Annotated in this window: 10 protein-coding genes; 4 read left to right on the top strand and 6 right to left on the bottom strand. The window is 64.0% G+C overall.

Features of this window, described 5'->3' with window-relative positions; translation table 11 throughout:
* Positions 1–45 precede the first annotated feature (45 nt).
* Positions 46–1992, top strand: coding sequence for an outer membrane protein assembly factor (locus ABWK72_RS01560; protein WP_367873017.1), 1947 nt, complete (start codon positions 46–48; stop codon positions 1990–1992).
* Between the two features lie 72 nt (positions 1993–2064).
* Here the strand turns inward: ABWK72_RS01560 and ABWK72_RS01555 are convergent, their stop codons facing one another.
* The gene (locus ABWK72_RS01555) at positions 2065–4356 is read right to left on the bottom strand and encodes a hypothetical protein (RefSeq protein ID WP_367873016.1); all 2292 of its coding nucleotides are present in this window, start codon (positions 4354–4356) and stop codon (positions 2065–2067) included.
* 190 nt (positions 4357–4546) lie between these two features.
* On the opposite strand from ABWK72_RS01555, the gene ABWK72_RS01550 reads away from it, so the two are divergent.
* Together ABWK72_RS01550 and ABWK72_RS01545 are read left to right on the top strand one after the other, a co-directional pair.
* Complete coding sequence (locus ABWK72_RS01550) at positions 4547–5110, top strand: sigma-70 family RNA polymerase sigma factor (RefSeq protein ID WP_367873015.1); 564 nt, start codon at positions 4547–4549, stop codon at positions 5108–5110.
* Positions 5111–5160: 50 nt separating this feature from the next.
* The gene (locus ABWK72_RS01545) at positions 5161–6711 is read left to right on the top strand and encodes a FecR domain-containing protein (RefSeq protein WP_367873014.1); all 1551 of its coding nucleotides are present in this window, start codon (positions 5161–5163) and stop codon (positions 6709–6711) included.
* 239 nt (positions 6712–6950) lie between these two features.
* Here ABWK72_RS01545 and ABWK72_RS01540 read toward each other — a convergent pair whose 3' ends face one another.
* Positions 6951–7997 carry a metallophosphoesterase gene (locus tag ABWK72_RS01540; protein WP_367873013.1) on the bottom strand — a complete coding sequence of 349 codons (1047 nt, stop codon included), beginning with the start codon at positions 7995–7997 and terminating at the stop codon, positions 6951–6953.
* Between the two features lie 110 nt (positions 7998–8107).
* Here ABWK72_RS01540 and ABWK72_RS01535 point away from each other — a divergent pair, with 110 nt between their 5' ends.
* On the top strand, positions 8108–9013 hold the full coding sequence (locus ABWK72_RS01535) for a YceI family protein (RefSeq protein WP_367873012.1): 906 nt from the start codon (positions 8108–8110) through the stop codon (positions 9011–9013).
* 49 nt (positions 9014–9062) lie between these two features.
* On the opposite strand, the gene ABWK72_RS01530 is transcribed toward ABWK72_RS01535, so the two are convergent.
* From ABWK72_RS01530 to ABWK72_RS01515, 4 genes are all read right to left on the bottom strand, one after another.
* Complete coding sequence (locus ABWK72_RS01530; RefSeq protein WP_367871895.1) at positions 9063–10019, bottom strand: IS110 family transposase; 957 nt, start codon at positions 10017–10019, stop codon at positions 9063–9065.
* A gap of 416 nt (positions 10020–10435) precedes the next feature.
* Complete coding sequence (locus ABWK72_RS01525) at positions 10436–11290, bottom strand: ROK family protein (RefSeq protein ID WP_367873011.1); 855 nt, start codon at positions 11288–11290, stop codon at positions 10436–10438.
* A gap of 10 nt (positions 11291–11300) precedes the next feature.
* A complete protein-coding gene (eda, locus tag ABWK72_RS01520) occupies positions 11301–11933 on the bottom strand; it encodes a bifunctional 4-hydroxy-2-oxoglutarate aldolase/2-dehydro-3-deoxy-phosphogluconate aldolase (protein WP_367873010.1) in 633 nt (210 codons plus the stop codon).
* An 11-nt stretch (positions 11934–11944) separates the two neighbouring features.
* Positions 11945–12715, bottom strand: a complete 771-nt coding sequence (locus ABWK72_RS01515; RefSeq protein ID WP_367873009.1) for a DUF1080 domain-containing protein — start codon at positions 12713–12715, stop codon at positions 11945–11947.
* Positions 12716–12742: the final 27 nt, after the last annotated feature.

Below are 12742 nucleotides of genomic sequence, written 5' to 3'. Positions count from 1 at the left end.
TCCCGGTCTTGGGTTCATGTCTTGTGTCTGGCATCTTCAAGTCTGGTGTCTTTCGCCGCCGACATCCGCATCGAGGGCCTGCAATCCATGAAGGAAGGCGAGGCGCTCGATCTGCTCGGAGACCGCCTGGAGCACGTGAAGTCGAAGCCCCCATCCCCGGCGCGTGCGAGCGACGCGGCTTTCCTGTTAGAGAACTTGATGAAGCGCCAGGGCTTCCAAGCTCCGGATGTGAAGCCGGTGATTTCCGGTAACACGATCCGCCTAATGGTGAACGAGGGCCCGCGGCTGCACACCGGCTCGGTGTATGTCCCGGGCTTCGAAGAAGAAGAGCAGGTTCGCTTGTCCCGGCTCTTCAAGCTACCCGGCCAGGAGCGCGTGCTGAGTCCCGGCCAGGAGCCGCCCTTCCGCGAGGCGGACGTGGCGGAGGGCCTGTCCCTGCTGATGGCGGATTTCCGCTCGCGCGGCTACTGGCGGGCGGAGGCCAAGGTCGAGAAGCAGGCGATCCTGCCCGGCACCGCCGAAATGACCTTCGTGATCCGCGTCAATCCCGGCGCACTGCACTACCTCGGCGCGCCGCTCTTCGACGGAGCACCTGCGGACCTGATCCCGAGCCTGACAGCCAAGGCTGCGCCGCACGTCGGCAAGGTCGCGGACACCGATCTGCTGACCACCCTGCGCGGCGAGATCGAAAGCATCTTCCGCGCGACCGGCTATCCGCTCGAAACCTTCAAGATGAACCGCATCCTGGAGGACTCCACCCTCACCCCGCGCTTCATCATCGTCTTCGGTAAACGCCAGCGCCTCAACGAGGTGTTCGTGAAGGGCGCGGTGAAGACCAATGTCGAGCGCATCACCAAGCGCTTCGAAGACCTCCGCGGCGAGTGGTTCGATGCCGAGACCTTCGACAAGCGCCTGAAGAAAGTGCTGGCCACGGGTGCCTTTGCTTCCGTGCGGGTCGAAAACAAGACCGACGAGACCGGCGAACTCGATGCCACTCTGCAAGTCATCGAGGGCAAGGCCCGCGGTGCCTCGGCCTACGGCGGCTTCGGCAGCTACGAGGGCGCGCTGCTGGGCCTCAAATACCATGACCGCAATCTCTTCGGGAATCTCTGGAACTTCAGCACCGGTGTCGAGGTCAGCTCGCGCGGCCTCTTGGGCGATATCCGCCTTTCCGATCCTTGGTTCTTCGATACCGACACCTATCTCGGCCTGCGGCTCTTCTCGGTGACCCGCACCCTCGAGGGCTACGACAAATTCGAGACCGGCCTCTCCGCCGAATTCTCGCGCGATGACCTGGGCGAGCACATCGATGCCAGCATCATCCTCGGCAGCTCGATCGTGAACATCAGCAGCGATGGCATCCAGCGCAACGAACTCGGCGAGACGGTCTACAACCACAGCTTCATCCGTGGCGATCTCGGTTACGACCGCCGCGACGACCCGCTCTCTCCCACCAGGGGTTACCACCTCAATGCGCTGTTGGAAGCAGGCCTCGTCGCAGGCGACACCAATTCCAACTACGTCCGCTTCGACACCCTCGCTGCCGGCTACATCCCGGTCACCAAGAAGAGCCAGATCAATCTCGGTGCCCGCACCGGGATGCTCTTCCCCTCTACCGGCGCAGCGGAGTTTCCCATCGACCTGCGCCTCTTCACCGGCGGTGCGGACACGGTGCGCTCCTACCGCTACAACGACATGGGTCCCCGCACCCACAGCGGCGATCCGCTGGGTGGCGAGACCTACTGGGTGGCAAATGTCGAATACGTCCACGCCCTCTTCGGGCCCATGAAGGGCGTCGGCTTCATCGATGCCGGCCACCTCTCCGGCATCGGCAATGCCTTCGATTTCTCTTCACCTGAGATCGCGGCCGGCCTGGGGATCCGGATCGATCTGCCAATCGGCCCGATCCGCCTCGAGTATGGCCACAACATGACCCAGGACCTCGGTGAGCCCAGCGGCACCTGGCACTTCGCCATCGGCGCGGCGTTCTGAGGCAGCCTCTTGGAATCGAACCGGCCCCCGACAGGCCGGAGCAACTTGCTCCGGCCACTCCGGCATCTTCAATCAAGGCTGTGTGCTTTTGAGCCGCGCGAACATCCCGCCGCTAGCTCCAGCGGTCACGCTCACCTCCACTTCAATCTCATCCAATCCCGGTGCTTCGGCATCGACCACAGCACTCGACGCGATCGTCGCCGTTGTTCCACCCGCATTCGTCTCTCCGGACGCATGCCAGTTCACCAGGTCCGTCGACCACTCGTACGAAGCCGCCACATCGGTCGCCAAGGCATTGGTCCGCGAATGATGGAAGCGGAACGAAGTGGCAGAAGCCCCGGCAACTTCGCGCAGCCCCGCATTCGTGACGGCAGGACTGGTGCCGAGCACATGCTCCACGCCGTTGGCCAACCCATCCCCGTCGGAGTCGTCATCAAAGCCGGTTTCCCCGCCAACCTCGAACCCGGAGATCCAAGCCAGATAGTCGTCGGTCGGCGGAATGACTCCCGGGAAAACCGAAAGGGCGGACCACTCCCGCGCCACCACGAACTGGTCCCACTCGGTCGCATCCGTGCCGCCCGATCCCAAGCGGGCGGCGGTGATCCAGTTGGTCAGCAGAAAAGGAGCGCTGATCAAGGGCGCGGCCTCGGCTGCAGCGAGGTCCGGGTTCACCCACAGGCTGATCAGGTCGCTCTCGAAGTCGAGCTTCACCACCAGGGTGTAATCCCTTCCCGTAAGAGGCTGGACACCGCTATACACCGGCGTCGCCGAAGGAGCACCGATCGCGAATTCACGGTTTCCCGAGGCCGGATTCACGGCATCGACCACCCCCACAAAGGCGCGCTCGGTGCCGAAGTCGAAGGCGGAGATCCCGCTCCAGGTGGAGGCCGTGCCTCGCTTTAGGTCGGCGCGGAAATAGACCGTCCTCCCGACCGAGTTCACCGTATCGTTCACGGCCCCGCTGTGTTCGTCACTGCCAACCGCGTTACCTTCCCCCGGACCGCTGAATTCGCGCTTCGCCCCGCTGTCCATTGTCCGAAGCTTGCCTCCCACGACTTCGCTGACCCCAACGGAAAAATCCCAATCGGAGCTGCCAAGACCCACGTGACCGACGAAGGAATTGTTCGCGGTACTATTGTCATAGTCGAAGCCATTGCCCCCGTCGAGCCCGGCCACCGGCCCGTCGGCATAGGTCGAGAAGTCATCGCTACCCACGATCGCCAGATCGCCCGTCTGCGGGACCGAGGCGGCCGAGTTCGGATTGCTGCCGCGCAGGATCTCGTAGTCGTCGCGATGCGTATCGCTGTCGCTGTCCGCCAGATTCGGGTTGGTGCCAGGATCAAATGCATCGGTGAAGACGCCCGAGTTGTCTTCCTCGCCGTCGAGCAAGGTGTCACCGTCGGTATCCGCTATCACCGGATCGGTGCCGGTATTGGTGGCGCTGACGAAGGTGCCGGTATCGCTCTCCACCTTATCCCACAAGCCGTCGTGATCGGTATCGGGATCGTTCGGATTCGTGCTGCGCTGGAATTCCTCCAGATTCGGGGAATCGTCATGGTCTCCTTCATCGCCTGCCGAGTCGTCGATTCCCACGATCAGGCCGTTTGCGGTTTCCCAGGCATCGAGCATCTGGTCGCCATCGCTATCGGAAGCGACCACATCCGCGAGGTCGTCACCCGCTGCCACGGCATCGAATTCCCAGCTCTCGGCGGTTACTCCGGCATCCCCTTCACCGCTGCGGATCCGCAGGGTATTGAAGGAGAGATCCGGATCGGTGCGGGTGATATGAGGAGTTCCGAGCGCCGCGACCGTGCTGGTGTCAGCGGGATTGAGCCAGACATCGAGCGTATCCACACCGGGGTCCGCCATCGTGATGCGGGCCACGACATTGGTGAGGGAAAGGGTCGAAACCGGTGTAACCGGGCCGATCAAGCCCTGACCGGCACCCGCCTTCCACTGATAGTCCCCCGGCCACGATTTTCCAATCAGCAGTTGCTCCGTATTACCACGGTAGAGGCCCAGACCTCCGAAGCTGGCCGTCGAAGTCGTCCCGGCCACATTGGTGGTTTGCTTCCCTTCGAAGGATATCCAGACAACCTTCGTTCCGCCGACCGGCGGCTCCTGCAGGGTCGAGATCAGACGTGCGCCTTGCTGATTGGCCACGGAGTCCACCTTCCCTTTGCTGCCGGTCACCACCGGTGTGCCGCCGGCATTCGTCCATGCCGAGGTCCAGCCCAGCCCGCCGTTGCTTCCGGCCAGATTACCATTGCTGTAGTTAAAATCCTCACGGGCGAAGATCGCGGCGTCGGCCTGCGGCGAGACGGCAAAAAGACAGGTGCTTAGGCAAAGATAACGAGGGTTCATGGGTATTTGGGTTTGACTGCCGCAGGTGGAGCGAGCCCGGGTCGGAACGTCCCTCCAAGCGGCGTGCAGCGGGCTTACGTCGCGCCATTTCCCAGGTTACGGAGCAATCTGCGAATCCCCCGCTGAATTGCTTTCCGGCCAAGTCGCTATTGAACTTCATCACGTTTTCCCGCATGGCTTGCGCCTCTCCATGAGCGGATCCGGTCCCATCCATCCCCTGCCGGACGATGCGGGCATTCACGGTTTCGAGTCGCTGCTGGTGTCGCACCAGCAGCGTATCTATTTCTTCATCCGCTCGATGGTCTTCAATCCGGAGGATGCACGGGATGTCCTTCAGGACGTCAATGCGATCATCATCCGCAAGCGCGACCGATTCACCCCGGGAACCGACTTCAAGTCCTGGGCCTTCGCAATCGCGCGCTTCGAGTGCCTGGCCTATCTCCGGCGTTATGAAGTGAAACGTTCGGCGCTCGACACCGGCCTCTTCGAGCATCTCGCGGAAGGGGCCGAAGCTCGGGCCGACGGTATCGATTCCTGGCTGGAAGCTCTCGCCGAATGCCGCAAGCTCCTGCCGGAGGAAAGTGCCCGTCTCCTTGATCTGCGCTATCAAGCAAGAACCCCGCTGGAGGAAATCGCCAGCCTCTGGAAAACCACCGAGGGGGCTCTCAAACAAAAGCTCTTCCGGGCCCGGACCCAATTGAAGACCTGTATCACGAAACGCCGCTCCGAAGCCGGCAATGAAGAATCCGGCTGAATGAGTAACCTGAGCCCGATTCCGGAGTAAGCTTTTAGGAACTACCGACCATGGACCACGATTGGCAGAATTGGATCGACCGCCTGAAGTCAAACGACCTCACGGAGGCCGAGCTGCGCGAGTTCCAGGAAGCCGTGGAGAGTGATCCGGCCCACCGGGATGCCTACCTCGACGCCCTGCTCGCCGAGGTCGCGCTCGAGGCGGGGGATCTTCCGCAACCGTTCGCGAAGCCGGAGGCGGAAGTGATCGCCATGCCGGTCCGCCGCTGGCCGCGGGCCGCCGCCATCGCCGCGGGGATCGTCTTGTTGGCGACGGCTTCCTACTTCGTCGGCAGCCGCTCCGGATCGATCCCGGCAGCTTCTGCACCCTCCTATCTCGCCACCATCACGGACGCGGACGGCATCGCCGAGGCGGCCGGCCTCCGTATCGGCCAACCGCTGGAGAAAGGCCCGCTTGCCATTCCGGAAGGATCGGAAATCGGAATCGCGATGCGTGGCGGCGCGCGCTTGAAGGTCCGCGGCCCGGCGGAACTCCAGATCGATGCCGTGGACAAGATCCGCTTGGCCAAGGGGCGCATCAGCACCTACGCGCCGACCTATGCGCACGGCTTCACGGTCGATACCGCGGATGGCAGCGTCGTCGACCTCGGCACCCGTTTCGTCACCGCCGCAGGCACCGCTTCGGGAACCGAAATCCACGTGCTCGAAGGTCTGGTGGAAGCCCATGTCACGGCAGAGGATCCGGCACCCCAGAACTTGAAGGGCCTCCACGCGGCCATCCTGAAGAGCGGCAAGATGGAGCCGACCGAATTCCTGGCCCAGCGCTTGGTCGTCCCGCTCGATCCCGTGCTGCAAGACCAGGATAGCGACGGCTTTCCCGATGTGGTTGAAAGCTTCTACAGCACCCGCCCGGACGCGGCTTCCGACAAGCCCCAGGCCCTGCGCATCGAGGAATCCTTCGCCACCTACGCACCGGGGCCCTTCCTGGACATGCCCGTCTCCGCGGCAGGAGCCAAGCCCGGGGCTCCATGGGGCGGTGCCGGCAGCTTCGAGGCCACAGGCTTGTCCTATGCTGCCGCCGGCAAGTCCCTGAAAACAACCGGAGGCGCGATCAGCACCACCGGCGAAACCGGCGTGGGAGCCATCCTTTTTCCAAGCTCGCGCGAACTTCCTCCGGTCGGCGTGACCTACGTGAGCTTCCTGATGCAGAATCCTACGCTACGCGCTTCCAGTCCCTTTGCCGGGCTGCTGCTTTATCAAGGTGACCGGGAGGAGCTTTTCGTTGGAAAGCTGAGCACCGGCAATTCCTTTGGCTCGCGCCTGAAGCAATCGGATCAAGACGCCTTCGGGATCCCGATGGACTCGCAGCCGCACTTGTTCGTGGTCCGGATCGACCGCAACCGCCTGGTCACCGACGTCTTCGTCGATCCAGTGCCCGGACAGCCCGAAGCATCCGCAGTCCAGCGCTTCCGTTACCAAGCGGTCCCGAATGTCGATCGCATCGTCGTGCGATCCGGCTGCCAAGGCGGGAAGTTCCCCTCCACCTTCGACGAGATCCGCGTCGGCCTGACTTGGGATTCCGTGGTTCCAGTAGCGGAGTGAGATAACAGACGGCTCTTCCCCTGGGAGCGCGGAGCCACCCGGCCCGCAGAATGGTCCCTGTGGCCGACAGCCTCGCGGAGGTCGAATGGATAACGCCGCCTTGACGGTGTGGGTCGAAAGAAGGAACGGCGGTTAGGGACCACCCGGCCGGGCAGTGCCCCGCGGTCCCAGATGGGCTGCCACCATTTTGCACACGACAGGATAAGGGGGGCCGGCGGCACCCGACGAAGCTCCCCTTTTCAAATCATCACCTCGAACTGCTGCTCCGGCCCGTCGAACCATTTGTCGAGCCAGGGCGAGTAGGTCTTCACCCGTACCGTCTTGCGGTCCGCAAGGAACTGCATCAGCCGGAAATAGCCGCCGCCATGGTAGGGCCGGTCGGGCTTCACGCCATGTTGGTAATTGGAGAGGATCTGGTGAACGTTCCGGCCACCCTTGCCCGGGTTCACGGTCCGCCCGGCACCGTCGTTGAGAACGTGGCCGTTGAGGGTGAAGCGGATGTTCTCATGCTGGGAGACCAGCTTCTGCCAGAGGTCCTCGCCGTCGTTCACTTCATCGAGCTTGGCGAGCGGGTAGGTCTTCGGATTCCATGTCTGCTTCGTGCCGTATTTCGCGAAGTCATACCGGGTATCGTCCGAGAACATGTAGGCGTGCGTGGTCACGATCACCGTGTGATGCGGGTGCGCGGCGGCTTGCTGGTTGGCCCAAGCCACCACCGGATTGCGCGGCGCGAACTCGAGCGCGAGGATCAGGAATTCACCATGCGGGGAGCTGAAACCGTGGGCCGAATTCTCCAGCCGCCCGGCCTCGAAGTATTCCACGCTGCGGCTGTTAGAGTAGTCCTCGGGCTTGAAGAAATCGTTGAGCAGGGTGCTGCGGTCGGCGCTGCCGCCGTTCTTGCCGAGATCATGATTCCCCGGCAGCAGCGAATAGGGCACGCCCGCCTTCTTCAGCACGTCCATCGCCGTCTTGGCGTTCTGCCATTGCCCGGGCAGGTTGTTGTCGGTGATGTCGCCAAGGTGGGCGACGAAGCGGATGTCATGGCTCTCCTTGTGCGCCGCCACCCATTCCGCCTGGCGGATGAAAACCTCCGGGTGCAAGCGGGTAAGGCTCTGGCTGTCCGGGAAAACTGCCAGCGACCAGCTCCCCTGCGGCGCATCGAAAGGCACCACCGGAATTTTCTCGGCAAACGGCTCGGCGGCGGCGACCTGGCCAAAGACAGGCGGATTCAGGACACCGGCGAGGGTGCCCGCGGCGAGGGACTTGAGCGAAGTGCGGCGGTTCATGGAGAGGGTTTCCCGTCAGCACTACGTCCCGCGGGTCGCCGGATTGTCACATTCCTGTCACGCGCCGATTCCCGTTGCGGGAGCAGTCACTTGCGCTTTGCTTTCCAGCCATGGCCTCCACACCGGTTCTCGTCGGGATTGACGACCTGCAACAGCAACTCGGATCCGCGGGCTGCCCGCTCCTCGTCGATGTCCGGCTGGAGGACGATCATGCCGCCGGCCATCTGCCGGGCGCCGCGAGCAATTGCGTCTACGAAGTCGCTTTCCTCGAACGCATGGAACAGCTCGCTCCCGATCGGGACGCACCCCTCTGCGTTTACGGCACCTGTGCCGACAGCATGGAAAGCCGGACCGCAGCCGAGAAGCTTCGCAAGGCCGGGTGGCGAAATGTCCGGGAATTCCGCGACGGCTGGGAAGCGTGGACAGCATCAGGTCAAGCGCCCGCAAGCTCCGCCGAGCCAAACAACCCGGTCCGCGACGGCACGCACGCCATCAATCTACAGGAAAGCACCGTCAACTGGACCGGCCGCAATCTGCTCAACAAGCACGAAGGCACGATCGCCCTGAAATCCGGCACCCTTGAAACGGCGGGAGGCACTCTAACAGGCGGCCGCTTCGTCCTGGACATGCATGACATTGCCTGTGCCGACCTGAAGGGCGATTCCCTGCACGGGGTTCTGATTGCCCATCTCCTGAGCGATGACTTCTTCGATGCGGCCAATTATCCCGAGGCCGTCTTCGAGATCAGCTCCGCCGAGCCGATTGCAGGCGCGGGTCCCGGTTCGCCCAATCTGAAGATCACCGGCCTACTGACCCTGAAAGACGCCACCCACCTGGTCGAATTCACCGCCAGCAGCGGAGTCACCGATGAAGGCAAGCTCGCCGCACAGGCATCCTTCGCCATCGACCGCACCCGCTGGGGCGTCATCTACGGCTCCGGCAAATTCTTCCGCCGGCTCGGCGGGCACTTGGTAAACGACCTGATCGACCTGCAATTGCGGATCGTCACGGAGTGAGTTGCATCACGGGCGGCTCTGACGCTGGGAGCGCGGAGCAGCGGTGTCATCAGGCAAGTGAAAATTGTGGATCGGCGATCATCCGGTTGAGAACCGAGAGCATTTTGCGCATGACCGCCACCATGGCGACCTTGGGCAATTTCCCCCTGGCGGTCAGGCGTTGGTAGAGCGCCGGGAGGATGGTATTGTGGGTGGATGCGGTGACCGCCGCCATGTAGAGCACGTCGCGCACGACGGCGCGCCCGCCGCGGATCCGGCGCTTGCCGCGGTGTTTGCCGCTGTCGCAGGGATGCGGTGCGACGCCCACCAGCGAGGCGAGGGTCTTGTCGCCGAGCAGGCCGAGTTCGGGCAAGTAGGCCAGCAGGGTGGCGGCCAGCACCGGGCCGACCCCGCACAGCTGGCGCAGGCGCTTGGCCTTGGCACCCAGGGCGGGCTCGGCCTTGAGGTGCGCGGCGATGTCCTTGTTGACCTGGCGCAGCGCGGCCTTCAACGCGGCGAGCTGGGCCTGGAGGCCCTCGCGCAGGTAGCCCTGCGCGACATCGAGTTGCGAGGAGGTGGCGACGCGCCGGTCGCTGATGAGGCGGCGGTAGTCGAGCATCTCGCGCAGGCGCACGGCGGCGGGATCGGCCGGCAGTTCGAGGGGCGGGCGGATCTTGTCGCCGTAGCGGGCGAGGAGTTGCGCGTCGATGCTGTCGGTCTTGGCGAGCAGGCCTTCGGCGAGGGCGAAGTGGCGGACCCTGCCGGGTGGCACGACGCAGACGCCGGTGCCGGCTGCCAGCAGCGCGGCCACGGCGGGGCGCTCGTAGCCGCCGCTGGCCTCGCAGATCACGCGCGGGTTCTGCAGGCCCTGGAGGCGTTTGATGAAAGCGGCGTGGCCCTTGGGGGTGTTGTCGTCGGCCCGCGGCTTGCCGCCGGGGACGAAGGAATCGAGGCGGGCCTTGGAAACATCCAGGCCGACGAAGGTGACGGAGGGGTCGGTCATCTCTTTCTTGCAATGCGAGTTCATGGTGACTCAATCAGCGGTTCGAGGTTTGACCGGGAACGGAACCGGGGACCCATGCTCCGCGACGGGATCGAGGTCCCTTGCCACAGGCGGCGGTCTCTCCGGTTCCGCCGCGTGCGGGGCTGCCACCCCGCACGCGTCCCGGTGTGGGTAATAACCCACCATGCGTGCCGCCATCAGGCAACCCGCCGCGGGTGCTTTCCTCCGACGAGCTTCCTACGGGCCCATTCTCGGAAAGCACCCGCGGCTGGCCGTTGTTTTGGACGGCGGTGCAACATACAAGCCACCCGGCCCGCAGAAGCCTCCCTTGATGTCTGCTACTTCACGCGATGCGCGCGGATACCGCCGTCGCCTTTCTGAATGCCTTCCCCGCATTCGGAGCCGCTTGGACCACTCTGCGGGCCGGTGGCTCATCCACCTCACACCCCCGTCAACAACAGCGCCCCCACGATCCCCGCCTGTTGTCCTAACAAGGGCGGCACCACGTAGGGCGTCTCCCCCAGCGGCAAGAAATACCCTCCCGCGATCTCGTTCAGGATCCGCTCCGTCTTCGCGTGGAAGCCCTCCGCCTGCGAGACCCCTCCTCCGATGATGACCCGCGCCGGCGAGACGATTCCCAGCAAGGCCAGCGCCCCGTGAGCCAGATACCAAGCCTCGGTATCCCAAGCCGGATGATCGACCGCCAAGTCCGCCGCCGCCGTCCCCCAGCGGGCCGCGATCGAAGGACCGCTGGCTAGCCCTTCAAGGCAATCGCCATGGAAAGAACAGACGCCGGCAAACCCGTCGCCCGGCATCCGCGGCACCTTGAAGTGCCCGAATTCCGGATGCAGCGCGCCGTGGATCAAATGTCCGCCGGACAGGATGCCCGCGCCGATCCCGGTGCCGATCGTGATGTAAGCGAGGTCTTCCACGCCCTGCCCCGCTCCAAGCTTGGCCTCCGCCAGCACCGCGGCATTCACATCCGTATCCAGGGTCACCCGCACGCCGGGAAATGCCTCCAGAAGCGGATCGACGATCGAAAAATCCGCCCAGCCCGGCTTCGGCGTAGCGAGAACCTTCCCGTAAGCCGGCCGGCCCTTGACGATGCCCACCGGCCCGAAGGCCGCCACGCCGATGGCCTCCGGTACGCCCCGCTCGGCCAGCCATCCGAGCGCCTGCGCCAGCGTTTGCGCGGGCGTGGTTGTGGGGAAGCGCCATTCCTCGTGCACGAGCCCGCCCGCCGTGCCGGTGGCGACCACCGTCTTGGTGCCGCCCAGTTCGATTCCCGCGATCATGCGGACCGTCTTAACGGGCTGCCGCCGCCACCGCCAGTGCCTCGCGAGTCAGGCGCGTGATTTCATCCCATTTCCCCTCGTTGACCAGTTGCTTGTCCACCATCCACGAGCCACCGATGGCCGCGACGACCGGCAGCTTCAGGTAATCCGTCAGGTTGCCGCTGGTGACACCGCCGGTGGGTATGAATTTCACCCCGGTATGGCTGTAGGGACCGGCCAGCGACTTCAGCATCGCCGTGCCGCCTGCCGCTTCCGCGGGGAAAAACTTCAGCAGCTTGCAGCCCAGCGCCAGCGCCTGCTCGACCTCGCCGGGGGTCATCACGCCCGGCGAAAATTGCAGGCCCAACTCCGCGGCTTTCGCCACCGTCCGCGGATTCAGCCCCGGGGCCAGCCCGAAAACCGCCCCCGCATTCTTGGCGCGCACCACCTGCTCATCCTCTAGCAGGGTCCCGGCACCCAGCAGGATCTCCGGGAAACGCGCCGCGATCCGCCGGATCGATTCCTCCGCCGCCGCCGTGCGGAAGGTGATCTCCATGATATCCAGCCCCCCGGCCAAGAGAGCCTCGGCCAGCGGTTCAGCGGACTCCGCGTGATCGAGGACGACGACGGGGACGATGCGTTTGGACAGAATTCGCTCAAGCATGGACGCAAAACTTACGGCTTCAGCTCCAGCACCTCGATGTTCTTGAACTCGACCGGATGGCTCTCGGACTGAAGGCTGATGTAGCCTTCCTTCAGGTCCTCACCGCCGAGGGCTTCGATCAGCGGCTTGGCGTTGGCGTCACCGCCATCGAGTTTCAGATCGGAGTATTCCATCACCACCTTGCCGCCGATGAGGTGCTTCACCAGCTTGCCGCCGCGCACTTCCGCCTCGGCCTTTACCCACTCGCCGAGCGGGCGGGTCGGCTCCTTGCAGGAGATGCAATGGGTTTTGTTCACCTTCCCATCCATCGTGATGTAGGTGCCTGGCGTGCAGAGATTCCCGGTCGATTTCACACCATTCCCGGACCCGAGCAATTGGAACTCCAGCGAGCAGGGGAAGTCCTGATCCTTGCCCATCGTCTTCGGATCCTGCGAGTGCAGCATGATCCCGGAGTTCTGGATCGCCCAGCCCGGCCCGCCCTTCACTTGATCGCCGGTGAAGCGGTACTCCAGGCGGATCTTGTAGTTCGAAAACTTGGCCTTGTAGAACAGGTGGCCGAAGGCGCTGCCCCAGTCGGTGTAGTTCGCATAGCTCACCTTGATCGCCCCGTCCTCGACGATGAAGGTCTTCTGCGGATCCTCCCCCAGAGCCTTGCCCATGATCTTCGGCGTCCAGCCGTCGAGGTCCTTGCCATTGAAAATGGAGGTCCATTTCTCGTCCTCGCATAAGGCACTGGAAATCAGTAGCGCGACGATTGTAGTGAAGCGAACGAATGGTTTCATACTTGAAAGTGAGTAACGGTGCCCGGA

This window comes from Luteolibacter sp. Populi, from assembly GCF_040801775.1.
In the GTDB taxonomy this organism is placed as follows: Bacteria; Verrucomicrobiota; Verrucomicrobiia; order Verrucomicrobiales; family Akkermansiaceae; genus Haloferula.
This window is presented reverse-complemented; position numbering and strand designations above follow the sequence as displayed.